Genomic DNA, 16,604 nt, shown 5'->3' with positions numbered 1-16,604 from the left:
CTCGCTACCTTCAGTCCGGACGCTGGGACAGGCGATGCTCCAGATAATGGATGTTGGTTCCGCCTTCGATGAAGCGGGCATCCTGGAGCAGTTCGCGATGCAGCGCGATGTTGGTCGAAATGCCGTCGACCGCCATTTCCGACAGGGCGATGCGCATGCGCGCCAGCGCCTGGTCGCGCGTATCGCCATAGGCGATGACCTTGGCGATCATGGAGTCGTAGTTGGGCGGCACGAAATAGCCGTTGTAGACGTGCGAATCGACGCGGATGCCGGGGCCTCCGGGCACGTGCCAGTTGGTGATGCGGCCCGGGCTGGGAGTGAAGCGGAACGGATCCTCGGCATTGATCCGGCATTCGATGGCATGGCCGCGGAACACGATGTCGCGCTGGCGCAGCCGCAGCTTCTCGCCGGCGGCGATGCGGATCTGCTCCTGCACCAGGTCCACGCCCGTGATCGCCTCGGTGACCGGGTGCTCGACCTGGATGCGGGTGTTCATTTCGATGAAATAGAACTCGCCGTTCTCGTACAGGAACTCGAACGTGCCCGCGCCGCGATAGCCGATCTTGCGGCAGGCGTCGGCGCAGCGGTCGCCGATGCGGTCGATCAGCCGGCGCGGAATGTGAGGCGCCGGCGCTTCCTCGATGATCTTCTGGTGGCGGCGCTGCATCGAGCAGTCCCGCTCGCCCAGCCAGATCGCGCCGCGCTGGCCGTCCGCCAGGACCTGGATCTCGACGTGGCGGGGGTTCTCGAGGAACTTCTCCATGTACACGTCGGGATTGTTGAACGCCGCCGCGGCCTCGGACCGCGTCATGGTCACGGCGTTGAGCAGCGCGGCCTCGGTATGGACCACGCGCATGCCGCGTCCGCCACCGCCGCCGGCGGCCTTGATGATGACCGGATAGCCGACCTTGCGGGCGATCTGGATGATTTCCTTCGGATCCTCGGGCAGCGCGCCGTCGGAACCGGGCACGACGGGGACGCCGGCCGCGATCATGGCCTGCTTGGCGCTGACCTTGTCGCCCATCATGCGGATGGACTCGGGCTTGGGGCCGATGAACACGAAACCGCTCTTCTCGACCCGCTCGGCGAAATCGGCATTCTCGGACAGGAAGCCATAGCCGGGATGGATGGCTTCGGCGTCGGTGACCTCGGCCGCCGAGATGATGGCCGGCATGTTCAGGTAGCTCTCGCGCGACGGCGCGGGCCCGATGCAGACCGACTCGTCGGCCAGCTTGACGTACTTCGCCTCGCGGTCGGCCTCGGAGTGCACGACCACGCTCTTGATCCCCAGCTCGCGGCAGGCGCGCTGGATGCGCAGGGCGATTTCCCCGCGATTCGCGATCAGGATCTTTTCAAACATGAACGAATGTCCTGAAAAAGTCGGACGGCTGGTCGGGGCGGCTTCCTCCGGCGGCGTCGCGGCGGACGATGCCTTGCCGGGACTGGCGCGCCGGTCCCGGCGCCCGACTGATAACACGGTGTGAAGCGCATCAACGGGCAGGGTGTCGATGCGCATGGTGTCGACCGGTCAGCCGATCACGAACAGGGGTTGGCCGTATTCGACCGGCTGGCCGTTCTCGACCAGGATTTCCTTGATGGTACCGGCCTTGTCGGCCTCGATCTCGTTGAGCAGCTTCATGGCCTCGATGATGCACAGCGGGTCGCCTTCCTTGACCGCCTGGCCGACGTCGACGAATGCCGCGGCGCCGGGATTGGGCGCGCGATAGAAGGTGCCGACCATGGGCGACTTGACGACGTGGCCCTGGGCCACGACGGGCGCCGGGGCGGGCGCGGCTTCGGCTGCCGGGGCCGGCGCGGGGGCGGCCTGCGGCATGACCTGGTAGGCCTGGACCGCGGGCGCGGCGGCGAGCTGGCCGCCTTGCGCGAACTTGACGATGCGCACCTTGCCTTCGCCTTCGGTGATCTCCAGCTCGGCGATGCCGGATTCGGCAACCAGGTCGATCAAGGTTTTCAGTTTTCTAAGATCCATGGGGCTTCCCCAGTAATTTTCTTCAATGCGACAGCGCGTAGCGCACGGCCGCTTCATAGCCATCGGCGCCCAGCCCGGCGATCACGCCAACGGCCAGGTCGGAGAAATACGAACGGTGCCTGAAGGCTTCCCGCTTGTGCACGTTCGACAAATGGACTTCGATGAACGGCACCGCCACCGCCGCGAGCGCATCCCTGACCGCCACGCTGGTGTGCGTGTAGGCCGCCGGATTGATCACGATGAAATCGACGCCTTCGCCCGCGGCCGCCTGGATGCGGTCGACCAGCGCACCTTCATGGTTGCTCTGGAACGAGGCGAGCGACGCGCCGTGCTGCTGCGCCAGGGCCTGCAGCCGTGCATCGATGTCGGCCAGTGTCGTCGCACCATAGATACCGGGCTCGCGCGTGCCGAGCAGATTCAGATTCGGGCCGTGCAGAACCAGGATGCGATGGGCCATATGCCTGCGATGCGATACGGAAGGGCGCGATTTTTACGCAAAACACGCCATATTGTCTATCAATTGTAACGAATTCGACGATTCTGCCATGTCGGGACCATCCCACCCCCCGGGGATGTCCCGGGGCAGAGATGGCCTTCAGGCGGGCCTGAGCACGCCCCGCAACGTATCGGGCTTGATCCGGCCGGAATACTGATGGATTACCGCCCCTTTTTCGTCGATCACTACCGTGTACGGCAGTCCGCCGCTGGCATTGCCCAGCTCGCGGGCCAGTTCCGTACCGACGTTGCCGGCGATCAGCAAAGGATAACCTACGGGCACCTTTTCAACGAATTTCCGCATGTTGGCGGCCGAATCGATGCCGATCCCGACAAACTGCGCGGTATTGGCGAATTCCTGGTGCAGCATGTCCAGTTCCGGCATCTCGTCCACGCAGGGCGGGCACCAGGTCGCCCAGAAATTCACCACCAGGCGCCGTCCCCGCCATTGCTGGAACGGATAGGAACGGCCGTCGAGCCCTTCCAGGGTCTGCGCGTACAGGATGTTCACCGCCCGGTCGGACGCCGCGGTCGGCGCCAGGCGCCACCAGGCCACGCCGCCGCCCACCAGGGCCGCCGCCAGGCCGGTGCCGCCGTACATCAGCAGCCGGCGGCGGGAAGATCCGCTCGCCGTACTCCCCTGCTGTCGCGCGCCGTCCTCCCCGCGGGAGGCCGCGCCCCCTTTGGGCGCGCTCATGCCGTTTGCCCCTGCATCCGCCCCTCGACGTCGTCCAGCAGCCGCGCCACGGCTCGCGCGTCGCCGCGCTCGGCGCGGCCGTCGGGGCCGGGCTTCAAGGCGCCGCGCAGCGCCAGGCCATCATAGATGCTCAACATGACGCCTTCCTCCTGCCAGAGGAAGTACAGGGCCTCGACCTTGCCGCGGCCGCGGAAATCCGGGCGTTCGCCCACTTCGTACTTGATGCCATGGTTCAGGAGAAATATCTCGACTTCCTTGGATGAGTCGGCGAAGCACTGCAGGGCGATGTCGGAATGCTCGCCGGCGGTGCCGTTCCAGACAGGACCGACCAGATAGGGCTGGAATCGTTCCAGCAGGTCCATGACCGACAGCGCCACCCGCCGCAGCCTGGCCAGGCGCGCGGGCTGGGTATCCCCCATGAACAGGGCCTGATATTCGCGGACCTCGTTCTCTATTTCGTCATTGTCCGGCAGCACGTCGCCGCGGGGCAGGCTGCCGGCCCCCACCAGTTGCTTGACCGCCTTGCGCTTGGCGGTGCTGTAGTCCAGCCCGTCCTCGGCGATCATCCGGGCCGCGGCGGCGGCGATTTCCTGGCGCAAAGAAGAAAACGACATGATTGCTCCGAGGAGGTGACCCCGACATCATACTTCGTCCCCGGCCCGGCCCCGCGACGGCCCGGACCGGCCCGGGCGTCTACAATCCATACCCCGACCGGAAGCAGGCAACCATGCATCTACACATACTCGGCATCTGCGGCACCTTCATGGGCGGCCTGGCGCTGATCGCGCGGGCGGCCGGGCACCGCGTCACCGGCTGCGACGCCGGCGTCTACCCGCCCATGAGCACCCAGCTCATGGAACAAGGCATAGAACTGATCGAGGGTTTCGATGCCGGCCAGACGGCGCTCGCGCCGGACCTGTTCGTGGCCGGCAACGTGGTAAGCCGCGGCAACCCGCTGATGGAAGCCATCCTGAACGAAGGCCTGCCCTACACGTCCGGCCCGCAGTGGCTGGGCGAACATGTCCTGCCCGGCCACCACGTGCTGGCCGTGGCCGGCACGCACGGCAAGACGACGACCACCTCGATGCTGGCCTGGATCCTGGAGTCGGCCGGGCTGCAGCCGTCCTTCCTGGTGGGCGGCGTGCCGCAGGACTTCGGCGTGTCGGCGCGCCTCTCGCCTGGCCGGGGCACAGGGCGGCCGGTGTTCGCGATCGAGGCCGACGAGTACGACACGGCCTTCTTCGACAAGCGCTCGAAGTTCGTCCACTACCGGCCCCGCACCGCCATCCTGAACAACCTGGAATACGATCACGCCGACATCTTCCCCGATCTGGCCGCGATCGAAACCCAATTCCATCACCTGGTCCGGACCATTCCCGGCCAGGGGCGGATCGTCGCGCCCACCCGCACGCCCGCCATCGACCGCGTGCTGGCGCGCGGATGCTGGTCGGAAACCGTCACGTTCGGCGCCGAAGGCGACTGGCAGGCGGGACCGGAGGACGCATCGGGCGCCTTCGAAGTCATCCACCGCGGCACGTCCGCAGGCCGCGTGGCCTGGACGCTGAGCGGCGAGCACAACCGGATGAATGCCCTGGCGGCGATCGCGGCGGCCGAGCACGTGGGCGTGGTCCCGGCGGACGCCGTGGCGGCCCTGAGCCGCTTCGCCGGGGTCAAGCGCCGCATGGAGCTGCGCGGCACCGTGGACGGCGTGCGGGTCTACGACGACTTCGCCCACCACCCCACCGCCATCGCCACCACCCTGGCGGGCCTGCGCGCCCGGGTCCCGGGCGAGCGCATCCTGGCCGTCCTGGAACCCCGCTCGAACACCATGAAGCTGGGCGCCATGAAGGCGCAGCTTCCCGGCTCGCTGCAGGACGCCGACCTGGTGTTCTGCTTCGGCGCGCAGGACGGCAAGCACGCGCTGGGCTGGGACCCGGCCGAGGCCCTGGCCCCGCTGGGCGCCCGGGCCAGCGGCTGGTCGGACCTGTCCGCCATGGTCGCGGCCATCGCGGCCGCGGCGCGGCCCGGCGACCACGTGGTGGTGATGAGCAACGGCGGCTTCGGCGGCGTGCACGACAAACTGCTGCGGGCGCTGCGCGAGCGTGCCCCCGGTACCGGCTCGGCATGATGCTGCTCTACCTGCACGGGTTCCGTTCCTCTCCTGCCTCGGCCAAGGCGCGGCAGTTGGCGCAGGCCATGGCCGAGCGCGGCCGCCGGCGCGAATGGGCCTGCCCGCAGTTGCCGGCCAGCCCGCGCGAGGCCATGGAGCTGGCCGAGCCGCTGGCGCGCGACATGCAGCGGCATGCGCGCGCGAACGGCGGCGAACTGACCCTGGTGGGCTCCTCGCTGGGCGGCTACTACGCGACCTGGCTGGCCGAACGGCTGGGCTGCCGCGCCGCCCTGCTCAATCCCGTCGTCCACGGCGCGCGCGACCTCGCCACGCAGGTGGGCGAACACCTGTCCTACCACGACGGCCAGCCCTTCAGCTTCACCGCCGGCCACGTGGACGAGTTGCGCGCCTACGCCGTCGCGCGCATCACCCGCCCCTCCCGCTACTATCTATTGGCGGCCACCGGCGACGAAGTGCTGGATTGGCGCGAGATGCGCGACCACTACGCGGGCGCGCGGCAGCACATCATCGAAGGCGGCGACCACGGCATCTCCGATTTCGAGCATTACCTGCCCGGCGTCCTGGCTTTCGCCGACGCCGCGGCAGACGACGAATCCATCCCAGGGTAAACACACGATGCATGTCCTCTACGAGGATGACGGCGGGTTCAAGGCCGCCACTGTCCTGAGCGAAACCGACACCAGCCTGCAGGTCGAGGCGGCCAGCGGCAAGCGCAGCAAGATCAAGAAATCCGCGGTCATCGTGCGTTTCGAGCAGCCGTCGCCCGAGGCCCTGCTGAAGGAGGCCGACGCGGCCTCGCAGGACCTGGACCTGGAATTCCTGTGGGAATGCGCGCCCAAGGACGACTTCGACATCCCGGTGCTGGCCGAGGAATACTACGGCCACGCGCCCACCCCGGTGGAGCAGACCGCCATGCTGCTGCGCGTGCACGGCGCGCCGGTCTATTTCCACCGCCGCGGCAAGGGGAAGTACCGTCCCGCCCCGCCCGACATCCTGGCGGCCGCGCTGGCGGCCCTGGAAAAAAAGAAGCGCCAGGCCGAACAGCAGCAAGCCTGGGTGGACGAGATCAAGGCCGGCACCCTGCCCGAGCCGCTGGCCCGGCAGGCCGAGACCCTGCTGTTCAAGCCCGACAAGAACACCCTGGAATGGAAGGCGCTGGACGCCGCCTGCACCCAGTTGCAGATGCGCCCCGAACGGCTGCTGATGAACCTGGGCGCCTTCCCCAGCGCGATCGCCATCCACAAGCGCCGCTTCTACGCGCAGCATTTTCCGCGCGGCACGGGCTTCGCCCCGGCCGAGGTGCCCGCCATCGCCCGCGACCTGCCGCTGGCCGACGTCGAAGCCTATTCGGTGGACGACATCACGACCACCGAGATCGACGACGCGCTATCGGTGCAGGCGCTGGACGACGGCACGCTCCGGGTCGGCATCCACATCGCCGTCCCGGCCCTGGCCGTCACGCGCGACAGCGACCTGGACGCGCTGGCGCGCGCGCGCATGTCGACGGTCTACATGCCGGGCGCCAAGATCCCGATGCAGCCCGACGAGGTGATCGCCGCGTTCTCGCTGGACGCCGGCCGGCCCGTGCCCGCCCTGTCGCTGTACGTCGTGGCCCATCCCGACACCGGCGAGATCCTGTCTCACGAATCGCGCATCGAGCGCATCGTCGTGCGCGAAAACCTGCGCCACAACACGCTGGACGACCTGATCGGCGAGGAACAGCTGGACGACCCCGCCGCCGAGCTGCCCTACGGCCACGTCTTTCGCCCGCTGTGGCGGCTGGCCAAGGCCCTGTCCCGGCGCCGCGACGAAGTCCGCGGCAAGCCCGAGTCGAACAACCGGGTCGATTTCAGCTTCTACGTGGACGGCGACCCCGACCACCCCGAATCGGCGCACGTGCGCATCGAGCAGCGCAAGCGCAACGCGCCGCTGGACCGGCTGGTGGCCGAATACATGATCCTGGCCAACAACCTCTGGGGCGGACTGCTGTCGTCGTGCGGCGTGCCGGGCATCTACCGCTCGCAGCAGATGGGCCGGGTACGGATGGGAACGGCCGCGGCGCCCCACGATTCCATAGGCGTGCCGCAATACGCCTGGTGCACCTCGCCGCTGCGGCGCTATGTGGACCTGGTCAACCAGGGCCAGTTGATCGCCGCCATCGAGCACGGCGTGTCGGCGCGCCTGGTCGCCCCCTTCAAGCCCCGCGAAGCCGACCTGTACGCCGTCATCAGCGCCTTCGAGGCCAAGTACGGCGCCTATGCCGACTTCCAGCAGGCCATGGAACGCTTCTGGTGCCTGCGCTGGATCAAGCAGCAGGGCCTGCGCCGCATAGAGGCCGTGGTCCTGCGCGAAGACCTGGTCAGGCTCAAGGACGCGCCCTTCTATACACGCGTGGGTACCCTGCCGGAGCTGGAGCGCGGCCGCCACGTGCTGCTGGAAATCATGGGCGACGACGAACTCGACCTGAGCCTGGACTGCCGCTTCCTGGACGTGGTGGATGCGCAGGGGGGCGCCGAGGACATCGAGGACGAGCCGACGGCCGAAACCGCGGCGGAGATCGCCGAGACGGATGCGGCGGACGGCCCCGATCCCACGGACCAGCGCCTGGACGACGCCGGCGCCCCCGCCCCGGGCGACGGACCGAAGCCGGAAGAAGGGGCCTGAGCCGGCTTGCGGCGGTCGCCTGCCGGCCCCGCAGGCTCAGGCGTCCTCGTCCTGGCGCGAGCGGATCAGCCGCAATACGTGGTTGCTGAGGCGCGCATGGTGGCTGCGCATGGCGTTGTACGCCCCCTCGGGGTCGCCGCCCAGGATGGCCTTGACGATGGGCTCGTGCTCGTCGTGCGACACCGACAGCCGGTCGTTCACGTGGGCCTGGGCCTGGCGGAACGGCGCCAGCCGCTCGCGCAGGTCGGCCACCATCGAGGCCAGCACCTCGTTGTGGGCGCCGGCCAGGATATGGGCGTGGAACTGGCGGTTGTTGTTCAGATAGCCGGCGACGTCCTCGTTCCGGGCGAACTCGGCGCTCTGCTCGTAGATGAACTCGAGCTCTTTCTTTTCCATCGCCGTCATGCATTCGGCGGCGCGCCGCGCGCACAGCGCTTCCAGCTCGCAGTCGGCCTCCAGCAGCTTGGCCAGTTCCTTGACCCCGATGGAAGCGACCACCACGCCCCGGCGCGGCATCACCTCCACCAGCCCCCGGCTGCCCAGTTCGCGCAAGGCCTCGCGGATGGGCGTACGGGACACGTTGAATTTCTCGGCCAGCGACCGCTCCTCGAGCTTGGTGCCCGGCGGATAGGTGCCGTCGATGATTTGTTCAGCCAGCTGCTTGGAGATCTTGGAGGAAATCGTGGACATGACTACCCGATAGGTCTGTAACGCATGCGGTCACGGCCGGGGCCGGCATGCCACCACCTTCATCTCGACGATCATGTCGGGACGCGGAAGCTCGCTGACCGCCACCGTGGTGCGGGTGGGGCCGCCTGCATCGAAATACTCGCCGTAGACGGCATTGTATTTCGGGAAATCCTTCATATCGGTCAGAAATACCAGGATGTCGATGCAGTCGGCCAGGGTCGCGCCGGCCTCGGCCAGCGTCGCCCGCACGTTCTCGATCACCACCCGGGTCTGGACCTCGATGTCGCGGGTCACGCTGCCGTCGGCATGGCGGGTGGTACCGGCGATGGAGCCGTCGGGCAGCCGGGCGCTGATGCCGGACAGGTAGATGCTGTCACCCATGGTCTTGTAGTGGGGATACTTGCCCAGCGGCTGGGCACGGGTGGCCAGCGTGGCGGAGTCACTCATGGAAACCTCTAAATGGGAAGCTCAGGCAATGCTGCGGAAGAAGTCCAGGATCTCGCGGCCCAGCGTTTCCTCGCCGCTGTCGAAATGGGCGACGATGGACGTATGGTTGTGCCGCATCATCTGCACGAAACGCGGGACGTAGCCGCGCGCGCGGGCCACGCGCTGGCAGAACTCCAGCCCGTACAGGTCCAGGTAGGGATTCTCGTATTGCGCGATGGCGATCATCACCGGCAGGTCCGACTCGGCGGCGTACGCCATGGGCGAGTCGGCCTCGTGGCTGGCCGGATCGGTGCCGAAGTAGGCCTCGACCGCCCTGGCGTTGGGATTGCCCGGCAGCGTGTCGGCCCGCAGCCGCGCGCTGACCAGCACCGCGCCCAGCACGCCGGGATCGGGCCGATAGCCCCGGCGCGGATCGAAGCAATAGGTGGCCACGTGCGTGCCGCCCGCCGAGTGTCCGATCAGGAACATGCGGCGCGGATTGCCGCCATGGGCGGACACGTGCCCGGCCAGCCAGCGCACGGCGGCGGCCACGTCGTCGGCGCCGCCGGGGAACGGCGCCTCGCCCGCCAGGCGGTATTCCATGTTGACCGCCACCATGCCCTGGCGCGCGAACCAGTACGACACATTGTCGTAGATATGGCCATTGGCGCTCTTGGACCCGCGAATGAAGGCGCCGCCGTGCACGAAGACCACGACGTCGGCATCGCGCGCGCCGTCGGGCGTGAAGATGTCCAGCACCTGGCGCGCGCTGTCCCCGTAGGGCAGATTGCGCGCGACGGTCATCCCGTCCTTGGGCGCCGCCGCCACCAGCGGCGAGTACAGCTTGACGACCAGGTCGCGGAAGCGATTGATGTCGGTGCCCCAGATGGGGCCGGCGCGCTCGAGTTCGGCGGCCTGCTCGGGCGGCAGGCTGCCCAGCGTGCGGGTGGGATCGATCATGGTGTCCTCAGGTGATGGCATTGGCGGTTTCCAGGCTCTCCAGCAGCGAGGCGCGGCGCATGTACTGCCGCGCGCCGGCCGGATCGTCCGCGATGCGCGCCAGCTCTTCGAATTTCTTCTGGCGGCTGGCCTCGTCTTTTTCTTCCAGCATTTTCTTGTTGGCGATGGTCTGCGCCTGCACGAAGGCCACCGCGGCATGGCGCCGCTGGCGGCTGTACTGGTCCAGCAGGGCGTCGTCCCCGCCTCTCAGCACCGCGCCCAGCTTGCCGGCCAGGTTGATGGCGTCGTGGATGCCGCCGTTCATGCCCATGCCGCCGATGGGATTGTTGACGTGCGCCGCATCGCCGGCCAGCAGAAGGCGGCCGCGCCGGAAGGTCTGCGCCACGCGCTGGTTCACGCCGTACACGTTGCAGTAGGCCACTTCGTAGCGCCCGGCCTTGGGGAAGAACTTCTGCAGCCTGGCCTCGACGCCCCGTTCGCTCAGCGCCTCTTCCTCGGACTCGTCCACGCGGGTCGGGAAAATGGCGCGCCACAGCCCTTCCCCGGCCTCGCCCCGGACCTTGAACAGGTTGCACCACTCGTCCGGGTCCGAAAAATAGTTGCGATAGGCGTAGTCGGGATGGGCTTTCTGGAAATCGAAGCTGGTCGCGATCTTGATGAAACGTTCCTGGTAGGTGAAGCCTTCGAACGGGATGCCGGCGGCCTTGCGCACGGTGCTGCGCCCGCCGTCCGCGCCGATCAGGTAGGCGCCGCGATAGCGCCGGATGCCGTCGGGCCCCCGGACCGAGATCTCGACCTGATCGGCATGCTGCTCGATCTGTTCGACCGCATGCCCGTAGCGTACGTCGAAATCCGACTCGTCGGCATATTGCTGCGCGATGTCCCCCGTCAGCTTGTACTGTTCGTATTGCAGCACGAAGGGGAAGCGGAAGACGTCCGCCATCCCGCGCAGGTCGAACTCCGCGATCAGTTTCCCGCTGACCCGGTCGCGGTACTGGTAGGTCTCGGAAACCAGGCCGCGCGGCACGATGGTCCGGGTCACGTCCAGCTCGTCCAGCATCTCCAGCGTGGTCGGGTGGATGGACGCGGCGCGCTGGTCCTTGACCGGGCCGGGCTCCTGCTCGAACACGGTCACCGGTATGCCCTGCCGGTTCAGCGCCAGCGCGCACACCATGCCGACGGGGCCGGCCCCGACGATGAGAACGCGCTGCTTGTCTGCTTGCATCATGATCCTCCTCCTGGATTATTCGGGTTTGATACCGGCCATCTCGATCATCGGTTTCCACACTTCGATGTCGCGGCGGATGCGCCGGGCGAACTGCTCCTTGGCCTCGGGCAGCGGGGTGATGCCGGCGTCCTCGAGCTTCTTGCGGAAGACGGGATCGGCAAGCGCCGCCAGGACCGCGCCGGAGATCCGGTCCACGGCTTGCGCCGGCATGCCCGCCGGCCCCAGCAGCCCGTTCCAGGTCTCGACCTCGGGAATGCCGGGCACCGATTCGGCCAGGGCCGGGACATCCGGCAGTTGCTTGACGCGGTTCTTGCTGGACACGCCCAGCAACCGGACGCGCGCGTCGCGGGCATAGGGCACGACCTCGGACAGGTTGCCGGAATACATGTCGATCTGTCCGGCCACCACGTCGCCCAGCGCCAGCGACGCCCCCTTGTACGGCACTTCCACCACGTCGATGCCCGTGTACTTGGCGAAGACCAGCGCCGAGAGATGCGTCAGCCCGCCCACGCCGGCGTTCCCCATGTTGAGCTTGCCGGGATGCTTCTTGGCATAGGCGATCAACTCCTGCACGTCCCGCGCCGGCACGCGCGCATTGACCGTGATCACGAACGGATTGCCGCCCACGTTGGCGATGGGCACGAAGTCCTTCACCGGGTCGTAGCGGATCTTGTTGGTGAACGGCGCCGTGGAAATCTGCGTAAGCGTGCCCATGAATAGCGTGTAGCCGTCGGCCGGCGATCGCGCCACGTACTCCGCCGCGATCAGGCCCGCCGCACCGGCCTTGTTGTCGACCACCACCGGCACGTGCAAGGCCTTGGCAAGCTGCTCGCCGATCAGCCGCGCCATCAGGTCGGTGTTGCCGCCCGGTGCGTAGGGCACCACGATGGTGATGGGCCGCACCGGCCAGGAATCCGCGGCCGCGCCGGCCGTCCATGCCACCCCCGATGCCGCCATGGCCAGGGCCACGGCCCCCGCCTTCATGCAAGACCTGCGTTGCTTGTTCATTCCGAGCTCCAGATTTGGTGGAGTGGCCCACGACGCGCTCACCCGAGGCGCCGGGCCACACGGAGACATCCGATGCAATTTACATGCCAAATCGATTACAGGTATCCAAAAAAACTACAACAAAAATCCTTTATTAATTTTGGTATACCTGTAATATAGAATGGAACACCAAAAGATGGGAAGCCCCATCAGCCCTTGAACGACCAGGAGCACTCATGGAAAAACTCAGGCACATCGCCCTCTCGGTGGAAGATCCCGAAGCCGCGGCCCAATTCTTCGAGAAGGCCTTCGGCATGACCCGGGCCGGCAAGGCCATGCGGGGCATCTACATGACGGACGGCGTCATGAACGTGGCGCTGCTGAACTTCGCCAACGAGACCGTGCCCGGCTATGCGGGCCTGAAGGATGTGCGCGGCGTGATCCACTTCGGCATGTGGGTCGACGACCTGGAAGCCGCCGAGAAGCGCATCACCGAAGCCGGCGGCACCTACCTGACCGGCCGCAAGGAAACCGACCCCAACGTGTTTTATGAGGTCAAATACCGGATGCCGGACGGCACGGTCTTCGACATCACGGAAAATGGCTGGAAGGGCGCCGTGAAGGAGGTCAAGCCGGCCGCCTGAAACGGTCCGGCCCGTGCGCCGTGTCCCGCGCGGCGCATCCCCATTCCAGGAAACAACCACCCATGACCCGCCACGTCCTGTCCATCATTCCCCTGCCGCCCGCGCTGCGCGACGGTATCGCGCGGCACTACCGCCTGCACGAGAGCGCGCCGGACTTCGGCGCCACCGCCGTCGCCGACGTCGAAGCGGTGGTCACCAACGGCTCGACCGGCCTGACCGCCGCCCAGATGGACAGGCTGCCGCGCCTGCGGGTGATCTGCTCCATGGGCGCGGGTACCGAAAACATCGACATCGCCGACGCCCATGCCCGGGGCATCGTGGTCACCAACGCCCCCGGCGCCAATGCCGCCACGGTGGCCGACCATGCGATAGGCCTGGCCCTCGCGCTGGCGCGGGGCCTGCGGACCTTGAGCAACCGGCTGGCCCGCGGCGAAGCCTGGACGTCCCTGCGCGCCCCCCGCGCCAGCCTGAACAAGTCCCGGGTGGGCATCATCGGCCTGGGCCAGATCGGCCGCATGGTCGCCGAACGCGCCGCCGCCTGCGGCGCCGACATCGGCTACCACAACCCTTCCCCCAAGCCGGGCGCGCCCGGCACCTACTACGCCGACCCGCTCGAACTCGCCCGCAACAGCGACTTCCTGTTCGCCTGCTGCCCCGGCGGGCCGCGCACGCGCCACCTGCTGAACCGCGAAATGTTCCAGGCCCTGGGGCCGGGCGGCGTCGTCATCAACGTCGCGCGCGGATCGGTGCTCAAGACGGGCGACCTGCTGGAGGCGCTGCGCGCCGGGCAACTGGCCGGGGCCGGCCTGGACGTGCTCGAGGAAGAACCCGAGCCGCCCGCCGCGCTGCTGGCCGAACTGGCGGGCATGGACAACGTCGTGCTGACGCCCCACATCTCGGGCCGATCGCCCGCCGCCATCCTGGTGCAGCTCGACATGATGCTCGAAAGCCTGGAAGACGGCCTGTCCGGCCGCCCGCCGCGCTATGCCGTGCGGCCATCCGCCCCCGCCTGACGCTTTACAATCGCGGGGTGTCGCATCCCCCCGCTCCCCCCCTTCCCCCTGACGGCAAGCCCGCGGCCTCCGGCCCCCGGCCTTCTTCCACGCAGGATCCGCCGGCGCGCCGGCTCCGGCGCGCCGGCGCGCGCGTCCTCGGTCAACTGGCCGAGGACTGGACCACCCGGCCCGACCGGCGCTACCTGATGAGTGCGCTGGCGATCTCGCTGTTCGCCCACCTCATCCTGTTCGCCCTGCACTTCACCGCGCCCGGGCCCACGCGCCCCGAACGCGACGACGGGCTGGAAGTGGTGCTGCTCAACGCTGGCACCGGCCACGCCCCGGCCCAGGCCCAATTGCGGGCGCAGGTCGCCAGCGATGGCGGCGGCGATGCCGCCGCCGGGCATGCCAAGGCGCCGGTGCCGCACTCGGCCGCCAGCCGCGACGGCAAGCTGCTGGCCGAACTGCAGCAGCGCCAGGCCGCGCTGGAAGCCGAGCAGCGCCGCCTGGCCGCCTCGCTGTCGCGCGACCACGGCCAGGCGCCCACGCCTCCCGGTCCGCTAGGCGCGCCCGCCCCCGAACGCAACCCCACCCAGGTACGGGCCGAACAGCTCGCCCGCCAATTCGCCGAGATCTCCCAGCGCGTCGACGACTACAACAAGCGCCCGCGCCGGCACTTCTTCGCCCCGTCCACCTCGGAATACCGCTTCGCGGTGTATGTCGAGCAGTGGCGGCAGCGGGTCGAGACGCTGGGCAACCAGAACTACCCGGCGGCGGCCCGCGGCAAGGTATACGGCTCCCTGCGCATGACGGTATATATACGCAGCGACGGCACCGTCGAACGCATGGACATCGACAAGCCGTCGGAACATAAAATACTCAACGATGCGGCCAGGCGCATCGTCGCGCTGGCCACGCCGTTCGCCCCGTTCCCGCCCCAGATCGCGCGCGACACCGACGTGCTGGCCATCACGCGCACCTGGTACTTCACCAACGACAAGCTACTCGCGAAACCCGGCTGATGTCCTCCGCTCCCACCCGCTACGCCGTCATCGGCAATCCCGTCGCCCATAGCAAATCGCCCTGGATACACGCGCGGTTCGCCGAGCAGACCGGCCAGGACCTCACCTACGAGGCCATCTGCGCGCCCATCGACGACTTTCCCGCCCAGGTGGCCGCGTTCTTCGCGGCTGGCGGCGGCGGCCTGAACGTGACCGTCCCCTTCAAGCTGCAGGCCTTCGAGCTGGCGCGCGCCCACCTGAGCCCCCGCGCCACGGCGGCCGGGGCGGTCAACACGCTGTGGATGGCGGACGGACGGCTGCACGGCTGCAATACCGACGGCGTCGGCCTGATCGCCGACCTGCGCCGGCTGGGCACCCGCCTGGCCGGTGCGCGCGTGCTGCTGGCCGGGGCCGGCGGCGCCGCGCGCGGCATCCTGCTGCCGCTGATCGAGGCCGGCTGCGCCCGGATAGACATCGCCAACCGCACGGCGGCCCGCGCCGAAGAACTGGCTGCAGCGTTCCCGGCCGGACAGGCCATGCTGCGCGGCAGCGGCTATGCCGACCTGCGGGCCGGGGGCGGCTGGGACCTCGTGATCAACGCCACCGCCAGCAGCCTGGACGATGAAGCCCCCCCTCTGCCGGCTGGCGCCTACGCCGCGGGCGCGATGGCCTACGACCTGATGTACGCCGCCCGCCCCACCGCCTTCCTGCGCCAGGCCATGGCCGACGGCGCCTCGGCCACCGCCGACGGCCTGGGCATGCTGGTCGGCCAGGCGGCCGAGAGCTTCCACATCTGGCGCGGCGTGCGGCCCGATCCGGCGCCGGTGCTGGCCGCCCTGCGCAAGCTGCTTTCCGCCTGACATGCCTCCCCGCCGCCCCGCGCGCCCCGTCCGCCGCCGCTCGCTTGCCGCCCGCGTCGCGGGCATGGCCATGCGCCTGGTACTGGCCGCGGTGGCGCTGGTGCTGCTGTACCAGGTCTGGCTGTTCGGCTGGGTGCTCTGGTATGCCTACATGCCGCCGGGCTCGACCTCGATCATGCGCAGCGAACTCGCGCGGCTGCAGGAGCGCGATCCCCACCGGCGCCTGAACTACCAGTGGGTGGACTACGGCCGCATCAGCAACAACCTCAAGCGCGCCGCCGTGGCCGCCGAAGACGCCAATTTCCTGGAACATGGCGGCATAGACTGGAACGCCGTCGAAAAGGCCTACGACCACAACCGCCAACTGGCCGAAGCGACCGAACGCGCGATGGCTCGCGGCCGCAAGCCGCCTTCGCGGCCCATGCGCGGCGGCTCCACCATCACCCAGCAGGTCGCCAAGAACCTGTTCCTGTCTAACTCCCGCAACTACCTGCGCAAGGGCCAGGAAGTGGTCATCACCTACATGATCGAGCTGGTCATGACCAAGCAGCGCATCCTGGAGCTGTACCTGAACATCGCCGAATGGGGCGAAGGCGTCTTCGGCGCCGAGGCAGCGGCCCGCCACTATTTCAATACCTCGGCCGCCAACCTGTCGTCCTACCAGGCCGCGCGGCTGGCCTCCATGCTGCCCCGGCCCCGGTTCTACGACAAGAACCGGGGCTCGGCCTACCTCGCCTCGCGCACCGACCGCCTGCTGCGCTGGATGCCAGGCGCGGCCATTCCGTGACTCAATTGCAACCAAACTCGCCAACCGGCGGGGCAATGCGGCCGAATGT

At 68.4% G+C, this 16,604-nt stretch carries 18 protein-coding genes; 8 read left to right on the top strand and 10 right to left on the bottom strand.

What is annotated here, in order from left to right:
* Window positions 1-10 precede the first annotated feature (10 nt).
* The 5 genes from accC to ABD104_RS13370 form a co-directional block, all read right to left on the bottom strand.
* Window positions 11-1,360 carry an acetyl-CoA carboxylase biotin carboxylase subunit gene (gene accC / locus ABD104_RS13390; RefSeq protein WP_087841688.1) on the bottom strand — a complete coding sequence of 450 codons (1,350 nt, stop codon included), beginning with the start codon at window positions 1,358-1,360 and terminating at the stop codon, window positions 11-13.
* 168 nt (window positions 1,361-1,528) lie between these two features.
* Window positions 1,529-1,990 carry an acetyl-CoA carboxylase biotin carboxyl carrier protein gene (gene accB / locus ABD104_RS13385; protein WP_087841689.1) on the bottom strand — a complete coding sequence of 154 codons (462 nt, stop codon included), beginning with the start codon at window positions 1,988-1,990 and terminating at the stop codon, window positions 1,529-1,531.
* Between the two features lie 22 nt (window positions 1,991-2,012).
* Window positions 2,013-2,447: a type II 3-dehydroquinate dehydratase gene (gene aroQ / locus ABD104_RS13380; RefSeq protein ID WP_087841690.1), complete on the bottom strand. Its 435-nt coding sequence runs from the start codon at window positions 2,445-2,447 to the stop codon at window positions 2,013-2,015.
* A 138-nt stretch (window positions 2,448-2,585) separates the two neighbouring features.
* Window positions 2,586-3,182, bottom strand: coding sequence for a TlpA family protein disulfide reductase (locus tag ABD104_RS13375; protein ID WP_343927658.1), 597 nt, complete (start codon window positions 3,180-3,182; stop codon window positions 2,586-2,588).
* Window positions 3,179-3,796, bottom strand: a complete 618-nt coding sequence (locus tag ABD104_RS13370; protein ID WP_343927657.1) for a hypothetical protein — start codon at window positions 3,794-3,796, stop codon at window positions 3,179-3,181. Before ABD104_RS13370 ends, ABD104_RS13375 begins: the two co-directional genes overlap by 4 nt.
* A gap of 113 nt (window positions 3,797-3,909) precedes the next feature.
* Between ABD104_RS13370 and mpl the strand changes: the two genes are divergently transcribed.
* From mpl to ABD104_RS13355, 3 genes are read left to right on the top strand one after another with little or no spacing between them, the layout of a single operon-like run.
* On the top strand, window positions 3,910-5,310 hold the full coding sequence (gene mpl, locus ABD104_RS13365) for a UDP-N-acetylmuramate:L-alanyl-gamma-D-glutamyl-meso-diaminopimelate ligase (protein WP_343927656.1): 1,401 nt from the start codon (window positions 3,910-3,912) through the stop codon (window positions 5,308-5,310).
* Window positions 5,307-5,921 (top strand): YqiA/YcfP family alpha/beta fold hydrolase, encoded by a 615-nt coding sequence (locus tag ABD104_RS13360; RefSeq protein ID WP_343927655.1) that lies wholly within the window; start codon window positions 5,307-5,309, stop codon window positions 5,919-5,921. Before mpl ends, ABD104_RS13360 begins: the two co-directional genes overlap by 4 nt.
* A gap of 7 nt (window positions 5,922-5,928) precedes the next feature.
* Window positions 5,929-7,977 carry a ribonuclease catalytic domain-containing protein gene (locus ABD104_RS13355; RefSeq protein WP_279815563.1) on the top strand — a complete coding sequence of 683 codons (2,049 nt, stop codon included), beginning with the start codon at window positions 5,929-5,931 and terminating at the stop codon, window positions 7,975-7,977.
* 36 nt (window positions 7,978-8,013) lie between these two features.
* Here ABD104_RS13355 and ABD104_RS13350 read toward each other — a convergent pair whose 3' ends face one another.
* The 5 genes from ABD104_RS13350 to ABD104_RS13330 are packed head-to-tail and all read right to left on the bottom strand — an operon-like array spanning window position 8,014 to window position 12,289.
* Entirely contained in the window at window positions 8,014-8,667 is a 654-nt protein-coding gene (locus tag ABD104_RS13350; RefSeq protein ID WP_087841696.1) for a GntR family transcriptional regulator, read from the bottom strand.
* A 30-nt stretch (window positions 8,668-8,697) separates the two neighbouring features.
* Entirely contained in the window at window positions 8,698-9,114 is a 417-nt protein-coding gene (locus tag ABD104_RS13345) for a RidA family protein (protein WP_087841697.1), read from the bottom strand.
* Between the two features lie 21 nt (window positions 9,115-9,135).
* Window positions 9,136-10,074 carry an alpha/beta hydrolase gene (locus ABD104_RS13340; RefSeq protein WP_338616244.1) on the bottom strand — a complete coding sequence of 313 codons (939 nt, stop codon included), beginning with the start codon at window positions 10,072-10,074 and terminating at the stop codon, window positions 9,136-9,138.
* The gene (locus ABD104_RS13335) at window positions 10,061-11,281 is read right to left on the bottom strand and encodes an FAD-dependent oxidoreductase (protein WP_207958687.1); all 1,221 of its coding nucleotides are present in this window, start codon (window positions 11,279-11,281) and stop codon (window positions 10,061-10,063) included. Before ABD104_RS13335 ends, ABD104_RS13340 begins: the two co-directional genes overlap by 14 nt.
* 15 nt (window positions 11,282-11,296) lie before the next feature.
* Window positions 11,297-12,289 carry a Bug family tripartite tricarboxylate transporter substrate binding protein gene (locus tag ABD104_RS13330; protein ID WP_087841699.1) on the bottom strand — a complete coding sequence of 331 codons (993 nt, stop codon included), beginning with the start codon at window positions 12,287-12,289 and terminating at the stop codon, window positions 11,297-11,299.
* Window positions 12,290-12,504: 215 nt separating this feature from the next.
* Here ABD104_RS13330 and ABD104_RS13325 point away from each other — a divergent pair, with 215 nt between their 5' ends.
* The 5 genes from ABD104_RS13325 (at window position 12,505) to mtgA (ending at window position 16,555) form a co-directional block, all read left to right on the top strand.
* Window positions 12,505-12,912, top strand: coding sequence for a VOC family protein (locus tag ABD104_RS13325; protein WP_087841700.1), 408 nt, complete (start codon window positions 12,505-12,507; stop codon window positions 12,910-12,912).
* A 62-nt stretch (window positions 12,913-12,974) separates the two neighbouring features.
* Window positions 12,975-13,925, top strand: a complete 951-nt coding sequence (locus ABD104_RS13320; protein ID WP_343927654.1) for a 2-hydroxyacid dehydrogenase — start codon at window positions 12,975-12,977, stop codon at window positions 13,923-13,925.
* 17 nt (window positions 13,926-13,942) lie between these two features.
* A complete protein-coding gene (locus ABD104_RS13315) occupies window positions 13,943-14,929 on the top strand; it encodes an energy transducer TonB (RefSeq protein WP_279815570.1) in 987 nt (328 codons plus the stop codon).
* Window positions 14,929-15,768, top strand: coding sequence for a shikimate dehydrogenase (gene aroE / locus ABD104_RS13310; protein WP_343927653.1), 840 nt, complete (start codon window positions 14,929-14,931; stop codon window positions 15,766-15,768). Before ABD104_RS13315 ends, aroE begins: the two co-directional genes overlap by 1 nt.
* A gap of 64 nt (window positions 15,769-15,832) precedes the next feature.
* A complete protein-coding gene (mtgA, locus tag ABD104_RS13305) occupies window positions 15,833-16,555 on the top strand; it encodes a monofunctional biosynthetic peptidoglycan transglycosylase (protein WP_207958691.1) in 723 nt (240 codons plus the stop codon).
* Window positions 16,556-16,604 lie beyond the last annotated feature (49 nt).

The organism is Pigmentiphaga daeguensis, assembly GCF_039523035.1.
Lineage (GTDB): Bacteria > Pseudomonadota > Gammaproteobacteria > Burkholderiales > Burkholderiaceae_B > Pigmentiphaga > Pigmentiphaga daeguensis.
This window is presented reverse-complemented; position numbering and strand designations above follow the sequence as displayed.

Excerpts from the sequence above, each read along its gene's own strand:
- accC (WP_087841688.1), bottom strand. The coding sequence starts at position 1,360 with ATGTTTGAAAAGATCCTGATCGCGAATCGCGGGGAAATCGCCCTGCGC.
- accB (WP_087841689.1), bottom strand. The coding sequence starts at position 1,990 with ATGGATCTTAGAAAACTGAAAACCTTGATCGACCTGGTTGCCGAATCC.
- aroQ (WP_087841690.1), bottom strand. The coding sequence starts at position 2,447 with ATGGCCCATCGCATCCTGGTTCTGCACGGCCCGAATCTGAATCTGCTC.
- ABD104_RS13375 (WP_343927658.1), bottom strand. The coding sequence starts at position 3,182 with ATGAGCGCGCCCAAAGGGGGCGCGGCCTCCCGCGGGGAGGACGGCGCG.
- ABD104_RS13370 (WP_343927657.1), bottom strand. The coding sequence starts at position 3,796 with ATGTCGTTTTCTTCTTTGCGCCAGGAAATCGCCGCCGCCGCGGCCCGG.
- mpl (WP_343927656.1), top strand. The coding sequence starts at position 3,910 with ATGCATCTACACATACTCGGCATCTGCGGCACCTTCATGGGCGGCCTG.
- ABD104_RS13360 (WP_343927655.1), top strand. The coding sequence starts at position 5,307 with ATGATGCTGCTCTACCTGCACGGGTTCCGTTCCTCTCCTGCCTCGGCC.
- ABD104_RS13355 (WP_279815563.1), top strand. The coding sequence starts at position 5,929 with ATGCATGTCCTCTACGAGGATGACGGCGGGTTCAAGGCCGCCACTGTC.
- ABD104_RS13350 (WP_087841696.1), bottom strand. The coding sequence starts at position 8,667 with ATGTCCACGATTTCCTCCAAGATCTCCAAGCAGCTGGCTGAACAAATC.
- ABD104_RS13345 (WP_087841697.1), bottom strand. The coding sequence starts at position 9,114 with ATGAGTGACTCCGCCACGCTGGCCACCCGTGCCCAGCCGCTGGGCAAG.
- ABD104_RS13340 (WP_338616244.1), bottom strand. The coding sequence starts at position 10,074 with ATGCCATCACCTGAGGACACCATGATCGATCCCACCCGCACGCTGGGC.
- ABD104_RS13335 (WP_207958687.1), bottom strand. The coding sequence starts at position 11,281 with ATGATGCAAGCAGACAAGCAGCGCGTTCTCATCGTCGGGGCCGGCCCC.
- ABD104_RS13330 (WP_087841699.1), bottom strand. The coding sequence starts at position 12,289 with ATGAACAAGCAACGCAGGTCTTGCATGAAGGCGGGGGCCGTGGCCCTG.
- ABD104_RS13325 (WP_087841700.1), top strand. The coding sequence starts at position 12,505 with ATGGAAAAACTCAGGCACATCGCCCTCTCGGTGGAAGATCCCGAAGCC.
- ABD104_RS13320 (WP_343927654.1), top strand. The coding sequence starts at position 12,975 with ATGACCCGCCACGTCCTGTCCATCATTCCCCTGCCGCCCGCGCTGCGC.
- aroE (WP_343927653.1), top strand. The coding sequence starts at position 14,929 with ATGTCCTCCGCTCCCACCCGCTACGCCGTCATCGGCAATCCCGTCGCC.
- mtgA (WP_207958691.1), top strand. The coding sequence starts at position 15,833 with ATGGCCATGCGCCTGGTACTGGCCGCGGTGGCGCTGGTGCTGCTGTAC.